The organism is Flavobacterium sharifuzzamanii (genome assembly GCF_003254585.1).
In the GTDB taxonomy this organism is placed as follows: domain Bacteria; phylum Bacteroidota; class Bacteroidia; order Flavobacteriales; family Flavobacteriaceae; genus Flavobacterium; species Flavobacterium sharifuzzamanii.
Window position 1 is genome coordinate 224912 of the sequence record NZ_QJGZ01000036.1, and the last position, 17824, is coordinate 242735.

At 33.4% G+C, this 17824-nt stretch carries 18 protein-coding genes; 14 read left to right on the forward strand and 4 right to left on the reverse strand.

Annotated elements, in window-relative coordinates; all coding sequences use genetic code 11:
* Positions 1-12: 12 nt before the first annotated feature.
* Complete coding sequence (locus tag DMA14_RS07660; protein ID WP_111424169.1) at positions 13-1077, reverse strand: glycosyltransferase family 9 protein; 1065 nt, start codon at positions 1075-1077, stop codon at positions 13-15.
* A 126-nt stretch (positions 1078-1203) separates the two neighbouring features.
* Between DMA14_RS07660 and DMA14_RS07665 the strand changes: the two genes are divergently transcribed.
* Positions 1204-1953, forward strand: a complete 750-nt coding sequence (locus DMA14_RS07665) for a glycosyltransferase family 2 protein (RefSeq protein ID WP_111424170.1) — start codon at positions 1204-1206, stop codon at positions 1951-1953.
* Positions 1954-2018: 65 nt separating this feature from the next.
* Here DMA14_RS07665 and DMA14_RS07670 read toward each other — a convergent pair whose 3' ends face one another.
* Positions 2019-2834, reverse strand: a complete 816-nt coding sequence (locus tag DMA14_RS07670; protein WP_111424171.1) for a 2,3,4,5-tetrahydropyridine-2,6-dicarboxylate N-succinyltransferase — start codon at positions 2832-2834, stop codon at positions 2019-2021.
* A 262-nt stretch (positions 2835-3096) separates the two neighbouring features.
* On the opposite strand from DMA14_RS07670, the gene DMA14_RS07675 reads away from it, so the two are divergent.
* The 5 genes from DMA14_RS07675 to DMA14_RS07695 all read left to right on the forward strand — a co-directional run bounded on the left by DMA14_RS07675 (position 3097) and on the right by DMA14_RS07695 (position 6446).
* The gene (locus tag DMA14_RS07675; RefSeq protein ID WP_111378541.1) at positions 3097-3729 is read left to right on the forward strand and encodes a PAS domain-containing protein; all 633 of its coding nucleotides are present in this window, start codon (positions 3097-3099) and stop codon (positions 3727-3729) included.
* Positions 3730-3865: 136 nt separating this feature from the next.
* Complete coding sequence (locus tag DMA14_RS07680; protein WP_111424172.1) at positions 3866-4099, forward strand: hypothetical protein; 234 nt, start codon at positions 3866-3868, stop codon at positions 4097-4099.
* Positions 4089-4370: a type II toxin-antitoxin system RelE/ParE family toxin gene (locus DMA14_RS07685; protein ID WP_111424173.1), complete on the forward strand. Its 282-nt coding sequence runs from the start codon at positions 4089-4091 to the stop codon at positions 4368-4370. The genes DMA14_RS07680 and DMA14_RS07685 overlap by 11 nt, the downstream gene beginning before the upstream one ends.
* 42 nt (positions 4371-4412) lie before the next feature.
* Positions 4413-4826, forward strand: coding sequence for a Holliday junction resolvase RuvX (gene ruvX, locus DMA14_RS07690; protein WP_111424174.1), 414 nt, complete (start codon positions 4413-4415; stop codon positions 4824-4826).
* Positions 4827-4952: 126 nt separating this feature from the next.
* Positions 4953-6446, forward strand: a complete 1494-nt coding sequence (locus DMA14_RS07695) for a malate:quinone oxidoreductase (protein ID WP_111424175.1) — start codon at positions 4953-4955, stop codon at positions 6444-6446.
* 39 nt (positions 6447-6485) lie between these two features.
* Here the strand turns inward: DMA14_RS07695 and DMA14_RS07700 are convergent, their stop codons facing one another.
* Positions 6486-8708, reverse strand: coding sequence for an FUSC family protein (locus DMA14_RS07700; protein WP_111424176.1), 2223 nt, complete (start codon positions 8706-8708; stop codon positions 6486-6488).
* A gap of 201 nt (positions 8709-8909) precedes the next feature.
* On the opposite strand from DMA14_RS07700, the gene def reads away from it, so the two are divergent.
* The 3 genes from def (at position 8910) to mazG (ending at position 10914) form a co-directional block, all read left to right on the forward strand.
* A complete protein-coding gene (def, locus tag DMA14_RS07705; RefSeq protein WP_008462650.1) occupies positions 8910-9500 on the forward strand; it encodes a peptide deformylase in 591 nt (196 codons plus the stop codon).
* Between the two features lie 60 nt (positions 9501-9560).
* Positions 9561-10046 carry a DUF5606 family protein gene (locus DMA14_RS07710; RefSeq protein ID WP_008462651.1) on the forward strand — a complete coding sequence of 162 codons (486 nt, stop codon included), beginning with the start codon at positions 9561-9563 and terminating at the stop codon, positions 10044-10046.
* Positions 10047-10143: 97 nt separating this feature from the next.
* Positions 10144-10914 carry a nucleoside triphosphate pyrophosphohydrolase gene (gene mazG / locus DMA14_RS07715; protein WP_111424177.1) on the forward strand — a complete coding sequence of 257 codons (771 nt, stop codon included), beginning with the start codon at positions 10144-10146 and terminating at the stop codon, positions 10912-10914.
* On the opposite strand, the gene DMA14_RS07720 is transcribed toward mazG, so the two are convergent.
* A complete protein-coding gene (locus DMA14_RS07720) occupies positions 10911-11594 on the reverse strand; it encodes a Crp/Fnr family transcriptional regulator (protein ID WP_111366650.1) in 684 nt (227 codons plus the stop codon). The two genes, mazG and DMA14_RS07720, sit on opposite strands and share 4 nt — an antisense overlap.
* A 202-nt stretch (positions 11595-11796) precedes the next feature.
* Between DMA14_RS07720 and DMA14_RS07725 the strand changes: the two genes are divergently transcribed.
* The 5 genes from DMA14_RS07725 to DMA14_RS07745 all read left to right on the forward strand — a co-directional run bounded on the left by DMA14_RS07725 (position 11797) and on the right by DMA14_RS07745 (position 17820).
* Complete coding sequence (locus tag DMA14_RS07725) at positions 11797-14184, forward strand: heavy metal translocating P-type ATPase (RefSeq protein ID WP_111424178.1); 2388 nt, start codon at positions 11797-11799, stop codon at positions 14182-14184.
* A 115-nt stretch (positions 14185-14299) separates the two neighbouring features.
* Entirely contained in the window at positions 14300-14491 is a 192-nt protein-coding gene (gene ccoS, locus DMA14_RS07730) for a cbb3-type cytochrome oxidase assembly protein CcoS (RefSeq protein ID WP_095930917.1), read from the forward strand.
* Positions 14492-14493: 2 nt separating this feature from the next.
* Positions 14494-16677: a cytochrome-c oxidase, cbb3-type subunit I gene (gene ccoN / locus DMA14_RS07735; protein WP_111424179.1), complete on the forward strand. Its 2184-nt coding sequence runs from the start codon at positions 14494-14496 to the stop codon at positions 16675-16677.
* Positions 16678-16684: 7 nt separating this feature from the next.
* Positions 16685-16879, forward strand: a complete 195-nt coding sequence (locus DMA14_RS07740; RefSeq protein ID WP_111378528.1) for a CcoQ/FixQ family Cbb3-type cytochrome c oxidase assembly chaperone — start codon at positions 16685-16687, stop codon at positions 16877-16879.
* A 2-nt stretch (positions 16880-16881) separates the two neighbouring features.
* Positions 16882-17820, forward strand: a complete 939-nt coding sequence (locus DMA14_RS07745; protein WP_111424180.1) for a cbb3-type cytochrome c oxidase N-terminal domain-containing protein — start codon at positions 16882-16884, stop codon at positions 17818-17820.
* Positions 17821-17824: the final 4 nt, after the last annotated feature.

Here is a 17824-nt window from a genome sequence, read left to right on the forward strand (position 1 = left end):
CTTTTACTTTTTTCAATTTTTATATTCTTGAAAATAAGTTTCTAGCTTTTGAAGCATTAATTCCAACGGATATTCAGCATAATATTCAAAAGTATGCTCTTTTATGTATTGCTCTGTATGCTTCTCGTAGATTTCAGGTTTTAAGTCCTTTAAATGGATAGAAGCATTTTTTGCTTCATTTTCAAACAATTGCCAAGTTTCTTTTCTAACAGAAGGAGTGAAAATAGAGAAGGTTGGAATTTCAAGCGCTTTTGCCATATTTACAGCGCCACCTTCGTTTCCTATCAGCATTTCGCATTGAGAAAGCAATGCTAAAAACTGACGTAAATCGGTAGCGTATAAATCAAAAATAATATGTTTTTTTGTTTCTTCAGAGCAATGGTTGTAAACCTCCAAAGCTTGTTCTTTCTGGTTTGGAATATAATTAAAGAGAATGGTTGCGTTTGTTTTGGCTACAGTAAAATCAATAATTTTTGCCATTCCGTCAAGCGGATAAGTTTTATAGTGCTCGCTTCCTAAAATTCCAAACATGATCAATGGTTTTTCAGAATCTACATTATAGCTTTTTAAAATATTTTTTGCTTCGGTAATCTCAGATTCTTTTAAAAAGATTTTCGGTTTTACGTTTGTTATCTTTTCAGAGAAAAAAGGTTTAAGCAATAAAAGTCTGTTTTCAATCGCCAGACCAAATTCTGATTTTATAGCATCAAAACGTTGATAGCTATAATTGTAAAAAATATTAGAATACCATTTATGGTACGAAACTTTATATTTTGCGCCAGAGAAAAATGTGATTAGACTAGTTCCTAACTTACTGTAAACATCTATTACAGCATCGTATTTTTTTCTTCGCATCTCAAAAATGAACTTAATAAACCCAAAAGTCGATTTTCTGATTTTATTAGTCACTGGTATAATGTTATCAATATTCGGATTTTCTAAAAGAACATCAATCGAATTAGGATAACACATATAGTCAATTGTTGAGTCAGGAAACTTGGCTTTAAGATTGTTACAGATAATTGTACTTGTTAAGACGTCTCCGATTCTTTTTTGTTGAATGACTAATATTCTCATTTGGGTATTTGTTCAATTAGAAGGCTAAAATACAAACTATTTTATGAAGTGTACAAGTGATGGTATTAATAAGATTAAACTAAATTAAAAAGTTATATTTTTGTGCTCAACAAATTAAAATGAACAATGGGAATTAGTGGTTTGGTTATTACATTCAATGAAGAAAAAAACATTGGAAAATGTATAGATGCCTTATTTAAAGTTTGTGACGAAGTTATTATTGTAGACTCTTTTAGTAAAGATCGTACGGTAGAAATAGCTCAAGAAAAAGGAGCACAAGTTATTCAGCAAACATTTTTAGGAGACGGTCCGCAGCGCACACACGGATTGCCTTTTTGTAAAAACGACTGGATTTTAAATCTTGATGCAGATGAGTTTCTAGATAAAGACGCTGAAGAATTTATTCTAAAGAAAAAATATCTGGAAGGAAACTATGATGCCATGAGTTTTAGAGTAAAAAACTTTTTGGCAGATAAATTAATTGATTTTTCAGGATGGTATCCAGATCATAAAGTTCGTTTTTTTAACAAACAAACAGCTCATCCTTCAGAATCTAAAGTGCATCAGAAAATTGTTGCTCAAAATGAGAAAAAAGTTGCTGTACATATTTTACACTACGGCTGGGATTCTTTTGATCAAATTATTGCTAAAAAGAATCAATATTCGGGATGGCATGCACAACAATTATACGATCAAGGAAAAAGAATTGGCGCGTTTAAGCCTGTCCTTAACGGAACTGTAGCTTTTGTTCGCTGTTATTTCTTCAAGAAAGGAATCTTCAATGGTCTCGACGGATTGTCAATCGCAATGATTCAGGCTTTTTTCTCCTATATGAAATATGCTAAGCTTATAAAACTTCAAAAAAATAACAAGTAAAAAAAAATCCAAATTCCAATAATAAAAATGGAATTTGGATTTTTAATATTTAGATCTTTTAAAACCTATACAGCAACATCGTACTCACGAAGCGCATTGTTCAAAGAAGTTTTTAAATCTGTAGATGGTTTACGAGTTCCAATGATTAATGCACAAGGAACTTGGTATTCTCCAGCAGCAAATTTCTTAGTGTAGCTTCCAGGGATAACTACAGAACGAGCTGGTACATAACCTTTCATTTCAACTGGTTCGTCACCTGTAACATCGATAATTTTAGTAGATGCTGTCAAACAAACGTTAGCTCCAAGAACTGCCTCTTTACCAACGTGAACACCTTCAACAACGATACAACGAGATCCGATAAAAGCACCATCTTCAATGATTACTGGAGCGGCTTGCAATGGCTCAAGAACACCACCAATACCAACACCACCACTTAAGTGAACGTTTTTACCAATTTGAGCACAGCTTCCTACAGTTGCCCAAGTGTCAACCATTGTTCCTTCGTCAACATAAGCACCAATGTTTACGTAACTTGGCATTAAGATTACACCGCTTGAGATGTAAGCTCCGTAACGTGCAACAGCATTTGGTACCACACGGATTCCTTTTTCAGCATAATTTCTTTTTAGCAACATTTTATCGTGGTATTCAAAAATACCAGATTCCCATGTTTCCATTTTCTGAATCGGGAAATACATCACAACTGCTTTCTTAACCCATTCGTTTACTTGCCATTTGTCACCAACTGGTTCAGCAACACGTAATTTTCCTGCATCTACCAATTCGATAACTTCTCTAATGGCATTAGTAGTTGTAGTTTCTTGCAATAAAGCTCTGTTTTCCCAAGCTTGTTCAATTATAGTCTGTAAAGAATTCATACGTTTAATTTTTTGGCAAAGATAACGTATTTGTAGAAATGCAAAAAAGCAAAACTAGTTGAAAATGTTACAGATTTAACTTTTTGTTTCTTATTTGTAGAGTTAATAAAGTTGATATGTGTTTTTGATTAATGTTACTACCACTAAAAGTTTTTTTTATATCAAAATATGACAAAAGTCAGGATTTCTGCTTTTTCTTCGCTTTACTTTCGCAGTGTTGATCAACATTCCATTCCATAAATAATCATATAAGCAGTAAAATATGAATCAAGAAAATCACCTTCAAAACAGAGTAATTATAGACAAAGAAGTAAGCTGGGATAAAACTCAGGTTATTATGAGTAAAACAAACGCATACGGAATTATAGAATACGCCAACGAAGTATTTGTAGATGTTTGCGGTTACGAAGACTATGAGTTAATGGGGCAGCCTCATAATATCATACGTCACCCGGATATGCCGAAAGTAATTTTTAAAGTGCTTTGGGAAAATCTTAAAAACGGAAAAAACTTTCATGCTATTGTAAAAAATCTTGCAAAGTCTGGAAGATACTATTGGGTAATTACAGATTTTGAAATTGCCCGCGATGAAAACGACGTTATTGTAAATTTTTTTGGTAGAAGACAAGCTGTACCGCAAGAAGTAATTGCATTGCATATTGAACCTTTGTATAAAAAGTTATTGCAGATCGAAGCTGCAAGCGGTGTAGAATTTAGCGAAAAGTACTTGATCGGATTCTTAGAAGAGAAAAAGAGAACTTACGTTGAATATATTAAGGAGCTGATTTACGAACATGAAAAGTCACAATCTAAGTTTGCTAATTATTCTGAAGAAGAGGATGCAGGAGAGGAAGAAGAACACAGAGGTTTTTTCAGCCGTTTGTTCGGAAGATAAATTGAGTTATTTTTTAGGTTTGAATATTTGGATAAAAGTCCGTCTTGAGTTTTCAAGGCGGATTTTTGTTTTTAAGTTTAATTTAAAAAACATGAATCTAAAAAGCTTTATATTTGTATTGTAAAATGAAAGCATTATGGAAGCGATTAGATTAGAATTTCAACCAGAAATTAGAGAGAAAGTGCTTAAGTTATTAAGTGAATTTTCTCCTTCTGAATTGACAATTATTGAAGAAGATTCTGATTTTGAAAATGATAAGAGAAAGGTGCATGCCGCTTATGCTAAATTAAAAAGTGGTAATGAAAAGTTGTATTCAGTAGATGAAGCAGATTCAATTTTAGACAATACATTTTCGGAATATGACAATTAAAATTTCGAATGAATTTCTAGAATTATTAAAAGAACAAGTTCGTTATATTTATAAAGATAAACCTAGAGCAGCGTTAAAGTTTAGGAAAGATTTGCTTAGAAATATTAAAAAAGATTTAAAACATCCCTTTCTCTTTAAAAAATCAAGGTATTTTGATAATGAAAATATTAGGGATTATGTTTTTAAAGGTTACATTTCTGTTTATGAAGTTGATGTCGATAAAAACATTATTTTCGTTTTCAGTTTTATAAAATATAAAGACTCTCTTTAAAGATTATAATTTTACTTTCTATATTTTATAAAAATTTAAAACATGCCAAGAATCCTTTCTATAGATTACGGACAAAAACGCACAGGAATTGCAGTTACAGACGAAATGCAGATTATTGCTTCAGGCTTAACAACGATTCCTACTCATACTTTGGTTGACTTTTTGAAAGATTATTTTGCTAAAGAAAAAGTCGAAGCGGTTTTGATTGGCGAACCAAAACAGATGAACGGACAGCCATCTGAAAGTGCTTCTGTGATTAACGGATTTGTAACTCACTTTTCGAATATTTTTCCAGACATGAAAGTGATTCGTGTTGATGAGCGTTTTACTTCAAAAATGGCATTCCAAACCATGATCGACAGCGGTTTAAGTAAAAAACAGCGTCAGAACAAAGGTTTAATAGATGAAATTTCTGCCACAATTCTGCTTCAGGATTATCTTTCCGCAAAAAAATAGCGTTGTTCGCCGTATTTTTTATTTATAATTTAATGGTTTTTAGAAAATCCTAACTTTTATCATCTAAAAATTAGTTTTTTTTTGCAATTAAAAAAGTACCTTTGCACTTTAAATAAAAATACTGTTATGCCTGACGAAACCATACGTTCAAATAGTGATGTAGTACTCATTGGCGCTGGAATAATGAGTGCCACTCTTGGAGTAATTTTGAAAGAATTACAACCAGATATAAAAATTGAAATTTACGAAAGATTAGATGTTGCTGCAGCAGAAAGCTCTGATGCTTGGAATAATGCAGGAACGGGACACTCTGCTTTTTGTGAACTAAATTATACTCCAGAAAAGGCAGACGGAAGCATAGATCCTAAAAAAGCAATAAGCATAGCAGAATCATTTGAGATTTCTCGCCAGTTTTGGTCTTACTTAGTACAGCAAAATAAAGTGCCGTCTCCGGATAATTTTATTAAAAGCGTACCTCATATGAGTTTTGTGTGGGGAGATAAAAACGTAAATTATTTAAAAAAGAGATTCGAAGCGCTTCAGAGCAATCCAATCTTTGCTGACATGACTTTTAGCACCGATTTTGAACAGCTTCAAAAATGGATGCCATTGGTAATGGAAGGCAGAAATGCTGATGAGAAATTAGCAGCAACACATATGGAAATTGGTACCGATGTCAATTTTGGAGCTTTAACAAGAAGTATGTTTAATTACTTAGAAAAGCTAGACGGTGTTTCTTTGTTCTTCAATCATGAAGTTAAAAAGCTAAGACAGCGTGAAGACAAATCGTGGAGAATTAAAATTAAAGATTTGTCAACAGGAAATACTCGTAAAGCCTATACTAAATTTGTATTTATTGGTGCAGGAGGAGGTTCTCTTCCGTTATTAGAAAAAGCAAATGTTCCTGAAGGAAATGGATATGGAGGTTTCCCTGTAAGCGGACAATGGCTGAAATGTACAAATCCAGAAGTAATTGCAAAACACCAAGCAAAAGTATACGGAAAAGCAAGTGTTGGAGCTCCTCCAATGTCTGTTCCTCATATTGATACTCGTGTAATTGATGGAGAGAAAGCACTTCTTTTTGGTCCATTTGCAGGATTCTCAACACGTTTCCTAAAAAATGGTTCTTATTTAGATTTGCCAATGTCTATTAAACCAAACAATTTAATTCCGATGCTTGCGGCAGGATATCATAATATTCCTTTAACGAAATATTTGATCGAGCAGGTGCGTCAGTCTCCAAAAGACAGAATGAAAGCTTTACGCGAATATCTTCCAACAGCGCGCTCAAAAGACTGGAAATTAGAAAAAGCAGGTCAGCGTGTTCAGGTTATCAAAAAAGATGAAAAAGAAGGTGGGGTTTTAGAATTTGGTACAGAAGTTATCAATACGCATGATGGAACTTTAGCAGTTTTATTGGGTGCTTCTCCAGGTGCTTCTACAGCTGTAGCAATTATGGTTGATTTGGTAAGCAGATGTTTTACAAATCAAATCAAAACACCAGAATGGCAAGCGAAATTAAAAACAATGATTCCGTCTTATGGACAAACTTTAAATGATAAGCCGGAACTTTTGGAACAGCTTAGAAAACAAACAGCAGAAGTTTTAAAATTAAATTAAGCTTCTCATATTTCAATATTAAAAACAAATCCAGATGAATTAATCTGGATTTGTTGCTTTTAAGTCGGTTGTGTTTTTTAGAATTTTTTCTGCCAGATTACTCATCCAGATTAATTGTTCAATAACCATTTGTGCTTCTTGCATTTTGGCCTGACGGGTTTCTTTGTCTAAATCATCATCTTCGGCTAAACGTGTAAAATGTCTGCGTTTTAATTCTTCAAATTGTAAAGTCACATCTTCTTTTTCGAAAAAAGTATCTTGTATAACAACTTCATTTCTTAAAACAGAAATCGAATGATCGAGATTGGCTAGAATAGTTTTGATAATGTAATTGAAAGAATCTGATGCAGATGTTGTTTGGTGTGACTGAATATAAGTTGATAGCGATGCCAAAGCAGATAATAACGAGTGATTTAAAACTACTAATTTATTTACCAAAGGCATTGTTTTTTGTTTCGACTTAGGTTCCTGCATCATACGCTGAAAAGAAGTCATTAAATTTCCTATTTCAACAAAGGCATTTTTTCGCGCTAGACGATATGAAGTTGGTACTTCACCTTTTTTATTATAAAAATCGGCAATCTCTTTTAGGTAATTTCTATTGGCGCGAATTGTATTCTCAATATGAATAGGTGTGTTGATGAATTCCCAAGCAGGCCATAAAAACTGATTGGCAATAAAAGCTAAAGTTGCTCCTGCGAGCGTATCTAATATTCTGTATTGAATAACTTCATTGATGTCTGGAGTTAAAATTCCGTAGATAAAAACGACATACATTGTAACAAATGTCGCGCTAATCTTGTAATTGATTTGGGTAAATGAAATTCCAAGAAGCATACATACAATAGAGAAGATGCTTAGTGCAACGTGATTCTGAATAACAGAGACGATTCCGAAAGCTATAATTCCTCCTAAAATAGTTCCAAACATTCTGTTATACGATCGTTCTTTGGTTAAACCATAACCAGGACGCATGATTACTACAATAGTAAGGAGAATCCAATATACGTTTTGAAATGGCAGAACCTGTCCAAGAAAAAAACCAATCAAAATAGTAATTGTTAATCGTATCGAATGTCTGAAAATAGAAGAGGAATAGCTTAAATTCTCGATTAAAGTTCGTAATGGATAATATTGCGGTGTCAAGAATTTTTCGAGCTCTTTATCTTGATCTTTTAGTTTATAGGACTGCATTGCCAAAGAAAGCGCACGTTGAATCGTTTTAATTTTTCCAACCTGATTTTTAGCATATTTCAGCATATTGGTCAGCATTAAAACACCTTCTGCAGCTTCCTCTTTTCCTAATGATTTTTCGTAATCAAAAATGGCAAATTCAAGCGCATCCAATTCGTTTTTCAAATCATGTTTGTCAACATAAACGCTAATGTGACTGACATTTTTTGAAAGCTTTTTTAGAGTTGAGGCCAATTTGTACGCAACATTCTGATATGTTCTTAAAACATCAGGATGCTTGGCAAATTTTTCATGAAGTTTACTGTGATCGAAAGAAGTATATAGTGCTAATTCTTGAATTTCAACTAATGTGATAAAAACCAAAAGCATTTTTCTGTTCTGGCTCGTAGTTCCAGAGGCATTCTGGTTTCCAATTAGCATTTTTCTTAAATCTTCATGAATAAGATTCAATTCTACCTGTACAGCCAGCTGTTTTTCTATAATTGCTTTTCTATTAGCTTCAGGGCTCCATAAATCACCTCTTAGTTTTAAATATTTGGCAGTAAGTTTTATTCCTTCAGCAATCTGTAATTCTACATATTTATAAGGCTGTACAAAATGGAAAACCAGAGACACAATTAAATACAGAATTCCTCCAATAAAAATGAAACCTGAATATTCAAAAGCTTCCCAACCTTCGTGCAAATGTCCGAAGGATAAGGAAATCGACAATAAGGCAGAGAAGGAAATCAAAGTGGCTCGCTGTCCGTAAACCGAAATCATAGAGCATAAAAACAGTAGAAAGCCTAAAAAGATGTAAAAAAGTAAAGGAAATGGGTAAACAAGATTTACCAAAAGATTAACTCCAGAAACAATAAAAGAAGCAGCGATTAATCCTTTTATTTTATGACTAAGAGAACTCGGAATATCACTGGGATAAGTATAAAAAGCACCAAGCGCAATTGTAAAACCAATTTCGAAATGACCGAGAAAATTTAGAACTAAGACAGGAACAACAGAAGCAATAGTTACTTTAGAAGCATTGAGAAAGGAAGTACTGTTAGTAAATTTCGAAATTCTATCAATCATAAAAAGAGGTTTACTAACAAAGGTAAGAATTGTAGGAGTGATTTTGGCATAATTATGGATGAGATTTTTAGTAACAGGTAAAAAATATGATATAATGCCGTATAAGAATTATTCATTGACTATTTTTTACTATTTTTGCCAGCTGAAATATCAGAACTTTAATTCTGGTTTTTCAGCACATTAAAACATAAATAAAAACAAATGATTTTACCAATTGTAGGATACGGTGATCCTGTTTTAAGAAAAGTAGGGCAGGATATTACACCAGAATATCCAAACCTAAAAGAAACGATCGCAAATATGTACGAGACGATGTACAATGCGTATGGAGTTGGACTTGCAGCACCGCAAGTTGGACTGCCAATTCGTTTGTTTGTGATAGATACAACGCCTTTTAGTGATGATGAGGATCTTCCTTCAGAGGAACAAAAAGATTTGAAAGGTTTCAAGAAAACTTTTATCAATGCTAAAATCGTTAAAGAAGAAGGAGAAGAGTGGGGATTTAATGAAGGTTGTTTGAGTATTCCTGATGTGCGTGAAGACGTTTACAGAAAACCAACTGTTACAATCGAATATTGTGAAGAAGATTTCGTAATGAAAACGGAAGTTTTTGACGGATTAATCGCAAGAGTTATCCAGCACGAATACGACCATATTGAAGGAATCTTGTTTACAGATAAGATTTCCTCTCTTAAAAAACGTTTAATCCAAAAGAAATTGAAAAATATTACTGAAGGAAAAACGTCTCAAGAATATAGAATGAAATTTTTTGCAGCTAAAAAAGCAAGATAAGTTTTCTAAATACTTAGAAACAAAAAATAAATAAAATTCTTAATACTAATTTTAATAAAAATGAATTTAACGAAAATTTTAGCCATTTCAGGAAAACCAGGTTTATACGAATTAAAAGTACAAACTCGTACAGGTTTTGTGGCGGAATCATTAATTGATGGGAAGAAGATTACTGTAAATCTAAAAAGCAATGTAAGTTTATTGTCTGAAATTTCGATTTATACTTATGAAGGCGAAAAACCGTTAACTGAAGTAATGCAGCAGATTGCCGTTAAAGAAAACAAAGGACAAGCTATCTCTCATAAAGAAGATAATGCTACTTTGTCAGCATATTTTAAACAAATCCTTCCTGATTACGACGAAGAAAGAGTTTATCCATCGGATATCAAAAAAGTATTAAGCTGGTACAACACGCTTCAAGCAAAAGGTTTAGTTACAGATTTAGCTCCTGCAGCTGAAGAACCAAAAGAAGAAGCTCCAGTTGCTGCTGAAAAACCAAAAAAAGCTCCAGCAGCTAAAAAAGCAAAAGCTAAAAAAGAAGAATAATAGTTTTTCTTTAAACATATATAATCCTGTTAAGATGTTTTCTTGACAGGATTTTTTAATTTTACAGAATCGAGTTTAAATCAAAAGAAACTTCAAAATGAGTAGAGAAAACCAGTTAAAAGCATTTGAGAGATTATTGAATATCATGGATGAACTTCGTGAGCAATGTCCGTGGGATAAAAAGCAGACCCTTCAGACATTAAGACATTTAACAATCGAAGAAACGTATGAGTTGGGAGATGCCATTTTGGATAATGATTTAAATGAAGTTAAAAAAGAATTGGGAGATTTACTGCTTCACATTGTTTTCTATGCCAAAATAGGAAGTGAAACCAACGATTTTGATATTGCTGATGTATGTAATGAAATCTGCGAGAAACTAATTCATCGTCATCCTCATATTTATGGAGACGTAAAAGTAGAAAATGAAGAAGAAGTAAAACAAAACTGGGAAAAACTAAAACTAAAAGAAGGTAAAAAATCTGTTTTAGAAGGTGTTCCGAGAAGTCTTCCTGCTTTAGTGAAAGCAAGCCGAATTCAAGATAAAGTTAAAGGTGTGGGCTTTGATTGGGAAGAACCTCATCAGGTTTGGGATAAAGTGCAAGAAGAATTGCAGGAATTGCAAGACGAAGTAAAATCGGGAAATCAAGACAAAATCGAAGATGAATTCGGAGATGTTTTGTTTTCGATGATTAATTATGCTCGATTTTTGAATGTAAATCCAGAAGATGCTTTAGAAAGAACCAATAAAAAATTCATTAAACGTTTTCAATACCTGGAAAGTAAAGCAAACGAATTAGGGAAACCGTTAATGGATATGACGCTAACAGAAATGGATGTCTTTTGGAACGAGGCTAAAAAACTTTAGTTGTCGGCCAATTTCTTTAAAGCACGAACATCTTTAAGCATAATTTTTTTACCAACTAACTCTATTAATCCTAATTTATTAAAATCAGATAATAAACGAATACAGCTTTCTGTTGCAGTACCAATGATACCCGCAAGTTCTTCTCTTGTTAGCTGAACTTTAAGTGTTTTATCAGCATCTTCGCCAAATTCATCATGTAAATGTAATAAGGTTTCAGCAAGTCTTTGCTTAACAGTTTTTTGAACTAAGGCAATTTTTTCGTTCTCAGATTCCTTTAAATCTTCGCATACAGACTGCATCATATTTAAAGAAAACTGATTGTTGTTATTAAAGAAATTGATTATTTCAGTTTTAGGAATAAAACAAACTTCCATATCGGCAATCGCTTTTGCAGTCAAATTTGCAGGCTCATTGCTAATCATAGAGCGTTGTCCAAGAAGTTCACCAGATTTGACCAATTTTACAATTTGATCTTTTCCGTTTGCGCTCAGTTTTGAAAGTTTTCCAACTCCGTCCTTTACACAGAAAACACCATTGGTTACTTCGCCTTCTTCAAAAAGAGCTTCACCTTTTTTAATTTTGTAAGTCGTTTTACTGCTGGCTAATTTAATAACTTCTTCTTTGTTAAGGGCTTTTAGTGAGCTTAACTGGCGTACAATGCATTGATCACATTTATTCATGACAATATTTGTTTGCTGCAAAAATAAGGATATTTAGGGGTTTTAACCACGATAATAAGGTAAAATTATTATAAATTAGGGTTTGCTCTCATTTGAGCTTTTTATTTTATAAATTTAGGAATCCAATTTCAAAATAACATGACAATTATCATCTTAATAATTGTGCTTTAATTGGAAATTTGTGGCAAATAAAAACAAGTTTATGAGGGAGCAAAGTTGTTTTCATTGTGGTTTAACTATTGAACAAAATGAAGAAATTGATTTTGATGATAAAAAGTTTTGTTGCACTGGCTGTAAAACTGTTTACGAAATTTTCAGCATCAATGACCTGACATCTTATTATAATTTTGAAAAGTCTCCAGGCGCCACTCCGCAAGACATCAAAGGAAAATATGATTTTTTAGAAAATGAAACCATACTTGCAAAAGTTTTAGAGTTTCAAGAAGGAAACACATCGATTGTTTCACTTAATATTCCGCATATCCATTGCAGTTCTTGCATCTGGATTTTAGAAAACCTACATCGTCTTCAGTCCGGAATTAACACCTCTCAAGTTAACTTTCATGAAAAGAAAGTTAGAATTACTTTTAATTCTGATGTCGTTTCTTTAAAAGAAATAGTGTATCTCCTTAGTTCTATAGGTTATGAACCTTATATTAGTTTAGAAAATTACGGATCTGCAAAAACAAAAGTCGACAGAAGTTTAACCTATAAATTGGGTGTTGCATTTTTCTGTTTCGGAAACATTATGCTGCTTTCATTTCCAGAATATTTTGAGATGAAAGAATTCTGGCTAGATAGTTATAAACCGTTTTTTAGATTACTTATTTTTCTTCTAGCTTTACCAACTTTTTTATATTCAGCAAGTGGGTATTATGTTTCTGCATATCATAGTATTAGAACCAAAATGCTTAATATTGATATCCCGATTGCTTTAGGAATTATCGTGATGTTTATTCGCAGTACTTATGATATGCTGATGGATCACGGTCCAGGATTTTTTGACAGTTTGGCCAGTTTGATATTTTTTATGCTTCTTGGCAAAATGTTTCAAATTAAAACGTATAGTTTTTTAAGTTTTGAGAGAGATTTTAAATCTTATTTTCCAATTGCTGTTACCAAAATTAATAAAGATGCTTCAGAAGAAAATGTTGCAATTTATGATGTTTTAAAGGGAGATCGTTTATTGATTAGAAATCAAGAGCTTATTCCTGTTGACGGAATTTTAATTAGCGAAAGCGCCGAAATAGATTATAGTTTTGTTACAGGTGAAGCAGTACCAATCACAAAAAAGTCTGGTGATAAAGTATTTGCAGGAGGAAAACAGATTGGAAAAGTTATAGAAATGGAAGTTTTACACTCCGTTTCTCAAAGTTATTTAACCCAATTATGGAGTAACGAAATCTTTCAGAAAAAAGTAGACCAGAAACACAAAACCATAACAGATGCAATAAGTCGATATTTTACCCCCATATTATTGCTAATTGCATTTGCTGGTTTTGGTTATTGGATTTTTATTGATGCAAATATTGCTTTTAATGTTTTTACAGCGGTATTGATTGTAGCTTGCCCGTGTGCATTGGCGCTAACTGCTCCGTTTACTTTTGGAAACATATTAAGAATTTTAGGTAAAAAGAAATTCTATTTAAAAAATGCCGTCGTAATCGAACAGCTTGCCAAAGTCGATACCATTGTTTTTGATAAAACGGGAACAATTACGACCAACAAGAAATCAAATATAATGTATGAAGGTGATCCTATTTCAGATTCAGATACTGTATTGATTAAAAATGTATTGCGAGGTTCAAATCATCCATTAAGTCGAATGCTTTATGATTTTCTTCCAGAAACTAAACGTATTAATATTGAAGATTTCCAAGAAATTACAGGAAAAGGAATTTTGGCTACTGTTGATGGGAAAGAAATAAAAATTGGATCTGGGCAATTTGTTAATGATATAGTTGCGGATGGTTCAGAAATTGAAAAAACAGCTTTGCATATTAAGATAGGAGGGACGTATTTTGGAAAGTTTACGTTCCAGAATCAATATAGAGAAGGTTTAGAAAAACTTTTTAGCAATCTGAGCAAAGATTACCAAATAAAAGTACTTTCTGGAGACAATGATGGCGAAAGGTCAAATCTGGAAGCCATTCTGCCACATGGTACCGAATTGATATTCAATCAAAAACCAGAACAAAAACTCGAATACATCAAACAGCTTCAAGAAAAAGGACAAAATGTAATGATGGTTGGTGACGGACTGAATGACGCTGGAGCGCTGGCGCAAAGCAACGTTGGGATTTCTATTTCTGAGAATGTAAATGTCTTTTCGCCTGCGTGTGATGCAATTCTAGATGCAACAGAATTCTCTCGTTTAAACTACTTTCTAAAGCTTTCACATAAAGCGATTTCTATTATTAAAATGAGTTTTGGACTTTCATTGCTTTACAACGTTGTCGGACTTGCATTTGCGGTTACAGGAAACTTATTGCCACTGGTTGCTGCGATCATCATGCCATTGAGTACAATTACGATTGTAAGTTTTGTGACTTTTATGTCTAACTATTTCAGTAACAGAAATTTAGAATGATTATAAATTATTGAAGAATATATTTTATTAAATTTAACATATTCTATCTGTCTATGATAATTATCATATTTTATGCGCCCTTAACGAAGTAATTTTGTTAATATAAATCTAAGGTATGAGTGTTATTTATCTTTTAATTTCAGTAAGTATTTTTGTGGCAATCTGTTTCTTTATTGCCTTTATCGCAGCTGTCAAATCTGGACAGTACGATGATGATTATACTCCTTCAGTCAGAATTCTTTTTGATGACGAAACAAAAATTAATTCCCAAAATAATAATTCACCAATCGAAGAAAAACAAGTATAATTATGGAAATGGAACAGTTTTATTACGACAACAAAATTGTAAAAAAATTCATTTATGCCACAATTCTTTTTGGAGTTGTAGGTATGTTAGTGGGACTTACCTTGGCGGTAATGTACCTTTTTCCCAACATGACAGATGGGATTTCGTGGCTGAGTTACGGCCGATTAAGACCGTTACACACTAATGCGGTTATTTTTGCCTTTGTGGGTAATGCCTTTTTTGCCGGTATGTATTACTCGCTGCAAAGATTGCTAAAAGCCAGAATGTTTAGTGATTTTCTTAGTAATCTTCACTTCTGGGGATGGCAGCTAATTATTGTAGCTGCAGCAATTACACTTCCACTAGGTTATACTTCTTCTAAAGAATATGCAGAGTTAGAGTGGCCAATTGATATTGCAATCGCTTTGATTTGGGTTGTAATGGGAATTAATATGATTGGTACTATGCTGCGTCGTAGAGAGCGTCACTTGTATGTTGCAATCTGGTTTTATTTAGCAACATTCGTAACGGTAGCAGTATTGCATATCTTTAATAATATTGAAATTCCAGTTTCAGGTTTAAAAAGCTACTCTGTGTATGCTGGTGTTCAGGATGCGCTTGTACAATGGTGGTATGGGCACAATGCGGTGGCATTCTTCCTTACAACTCCATTCTTAGGTTTAATGTATTATTTTATCCCTAAAGTAGCTAACAGACCTGTTTACTCATATAGACTATCTATTATTCACTTTTGGTCTTTAATCTTTATTTATATCTGGGCAGGACCACACCACTTATTATATTCTGCATTGCCAAACTGGGCTCAGAATTTAGGAGTTGCATTCTCAGTAATGTTAATTGCTCCATCTTGGGGAGGTATGATCAATGGTCTTCTTACATTAAGAGGAGCTTGGGATAAAGTTCGTGAAGAACCAGTTTTAAAATTCTTCGTAGTAGCGATTACTGGTTACGGTATGGCAACTTTTGAAGGTCCTATGTTGTCTTTAAAAAATGTAAATGCTATTGCGCACTATACTGACTGGATCGTAGCACACGTACACGTAGGAGCTTTAGCTTGGAATGGTTTCATGTCGTTTGGTATTATCTATTGGCTAATTCCAAGAATGACAAAATCGGAGTTATTCTCTAAGAAATTAGCAAACTTCCATTTCTGGATTGGTACTTTAGGTATTATTGTTTATACAATTCCATTATATGTGGCAGGTTTCCAACAAGCATCAATGTGGAAACAGTTTAATCCAGATGGTACTTTAACTTATGGAAACTTCCTTGAAACAGTAACTGCTATTATGCCAATGTATTGGATGAGAGCTATTGGAGGTAGTTTGTATCTGATTGGTATGCTGACATTAGTCTATAATATTATTATGACGGTTAAAGCTGGTAATACAATTGAAGATGAATTGGCTCAGGCTCCAGCATTACAAACTATAAAAAGCGGTAGATTAAGCGGAGAGAAATTCCACTCTTGGTTAGAAAGAAAACCAATTCAGTTAACTATTCTAGCTACAATCGCAATTTTAATTGGAGGTATTATTCAGATCGTGCCAACAATTATGGTGAAATCAAATATTCCAACTATTTCAAGTGTAAAACCATATACACCGCTAGAACTTGAAGGGCGTGACTTATATATCAGAGAAGGTTGTGTCGGATGTCACTCGCAGTCAGTTCGTCCGTTTAGAAGTGAAGTAGAACGTTACGGAGTTCAGTCAAAAGCTGGAGAGTTTGTTTATGACCATCCATTCTTGTGGGGATCAAAACGTACAGGGCCAGACTTGTTAAGAGTAGGTGGTAAGTACAATGATAACTGGCACTTTAACCACATGTGGAATCCGCAAAGTACATCTGCTGGATCAATTATGCCAGGTTATAAATGGCTGTTCGATAACAAGCCGATGGATATTTCATTGACTCAGAAAAAAATGCAAGCAATGATTTCTCTAGGGGTGCCATATACGCCAGAAGAAGTTGAAAATGCGCAAAGAACATTAAGAGAGCAGGCTGTTAAGATTGAAAAAAGTTTAGAAAGCGATCCTGATTTTGTTAAGAGTTATGAAGACAGCCGTAAAAAAGCTGCAGCAAAAGGCGAGAAATTTATTCCGATGAATGAGAGAGAAATCGTTGCTTTGATCGCTTATATCCAAAGACTTGGTACTGATATTAAAGTAAAAGAAACTAAATAACAGCATTATGTTTGAACAGATAAAACACAATATGGAAACAATATCGGGTGTAGAATTATACCCGATTATTTCCCTCTTAATTTTCTTCTTCTTCTTTGTAGGATTAGGCATTTGGGTGTTCTCTTATAGAAAAGAAAAAATTCAAGAAATGAGTAATATACCTTTAGATGAAGGACTTAGTGTAATCACAAAAGATAGATAAAAATGAAAAAGTTTTTCCCAGTATATGTTAGAGTACCGTTGATTTTCTTCATCGTATTTGCTTTGATGGAATATTTTATAGACTCTGGTGACAAGCCGGCTTTTGTAAAATTTCCAATGGTGTCACTCTTTTTATTTGTCTTTTTATTTATCCTAATTGCTATCGAGATTACGCTTAGTGCTGTAAATCGAGTGATGTATCAATTATTATCGCCAGAAGAAAAAGCTCAAAAAGAACTTGAAGAAAGTTTAAGCCTCAAAGAAAGCACTTGGTTTAAAAACCTAATGCACAAATTGACTAAAACAGAACCAATTGAAAAAGAAGCCGATTTATTGATGGATCATGATTATGACGGAATCAAAGAGCTGGATAATAATTTACCGCCATGGTGGGTGTATTTGTTCTACATCTGTATCATTTTCGGAGTAATTTATGTAGTTCGTTACGATGTTTTAGGAGCGGATGATCAGGAAATGGAATTGAAAAAAGAAATGGCGCAGGCAAAAATTGATGTTGAAGAATATATGAAAACTGCTCCAGATTTGATGGATGAAAAAACGGTTGTTTTATTAACTGACGAACCAAGTTTAGCAGCAGGAAAAGAAATCTTTACAACAAATTGTGCAGCCTGTCACCGTGCCGATGCAGGAGGACAGATTGGACCAAACCTAACAGATGATAAATGGATTTTAGGAGGAGGAATTAAAAATCTATTCCACACCATTACAAACGGAGGTAGAGACGGTAAAGGGATGATTGCTTGGAAAGGAACTCTTAAGCCAAAAGAAATACAAAAAGTGGCAAGCTACATTCTGTCTTTACAAGGAAGCAATCCGAAAGATCCAAAAGAAGCAGAGGGAGAAGTTTGGGTAGATGATAGTGCTCCCAAAACAGATGCAGCCTCTGCAACCCCAAAAGATACCACAGAAGTTAAAAAATAATTAG

Coding starts and splice junctions, on each gene's coding strand:
- DMA14_RS07685 (WP_111424173.1), top strand. CDS start 4,089: ATGACAATTAAAATTTCGAATGAATTTCTAGAATTATTAAAAGAACAA.
- DMA14_RS07700 (WP_111424176.1), bottom strand. CDS start 8,708: ATGATTGATAGAATTTCGAAATTTACTAACAGTACTTCCTTTCTCAAT.
- DMA14_RS07745 (WP_111424180.1), top strand. CDS start 16,882: ATGAAAAAGTTTTTCCCAGTATATGTTAGAGTACCGTTGATTTTCTTC.
- ccoS (WP_095930917.1), top strand. CDS start 14,300: ATGAGTGTTATTTATCTTTTAATTTCAGTAAGTATTTTTGTGGCAATC.
- mazG (WP_111424177.1), top strand. CDS start 10,144: ATGAGTAGAGAAAACCAGTTAAAAGCATTTGAGAGATTATTGAATATC.
- DMA14_RS07710 (WP_008462651.1), top strand. CDS start 9,561: ATGAATTTAACGAAAATTTTAGCCATTTCAGGAAAACCAGGTTTATAC.
- DMA14_RS07740 (WP_111378528.1), top strand. CDS start 16,685: ATGTTTGAACAGATAAAACACAATATGGAAACAATATCGGGTGTAGAA.
- DMA14_RS07720 (WP_111366650.1), bottom strand. CDS start 11,594: ATGAATAAATGTGATCAATGCATTGTACGCCAGTTAAGCTCACTAAAA.
- ccoN (WP_111424179.1), top strand. CDS start 14,494: ATGGAAATGGAACAGTTTTATTACGACAACAAAATTGTAAAAAAATTC.
- def (WP_008462650.1), top strand. CDS start 8,910: ATGATTTTACCAATTGTAGGATACGGTGATCCTGTTTTAAGAAAAGTA.
- ruvX (WP_111424174.1), top strand. CDS start 4,413: ATGCCAAGAATCCTTTCTATAGATTACGGACAAAAACGCACAGGAATT.
- DMA14_RS07675 (WP_111378541.1), top strand. CDS start 3,097: ATGAATCAAGAAAATCACCTTCAAAACAGAGTAATTATAGACAAAGAA.
- DMA14_RS07680 (WP_111424172.1), top strand. CDS start 3,866: ATGGAAGCGATTAGATTAGAATTTCAACCAGAAATTAGAGAGAAAGTG.
- DMA14_RS07665 (WP_111424170.1), top strand. CDS start 1,204: ATGGGAATTAGTGGTTTGGTTATTACATTCAATGAAGAAAAAAACATT.
- DMA14_RS07725 (WP_111424178.1), top strand. CDS start 11,797: ATGAGGGAGCAAAGTTGTTTTCATTGTGGTTTAACTATTGAACAAAAT.
- DMA14_RS07660 (WP_111424169.1), bottom strand. CDS start 1,077: ATGAGAATATTAGTCATTCAACAAAAAAGAATCGGAGACGTCTTAACA.
- DMA14_RS07670 (WP_111424171.1), bottom strand. CDS start 2,834: ATGAATTCTTTACAGACTATAATTGAACAAGCTTGGGAAAACAGAGCT.
- DMA14_RS07695 (WP_111424175.1), top strand. CDS start 4,953: ATGCCTGACGAAACCATACGTTCAAATAGTGATGTAGTACTCATTGGC.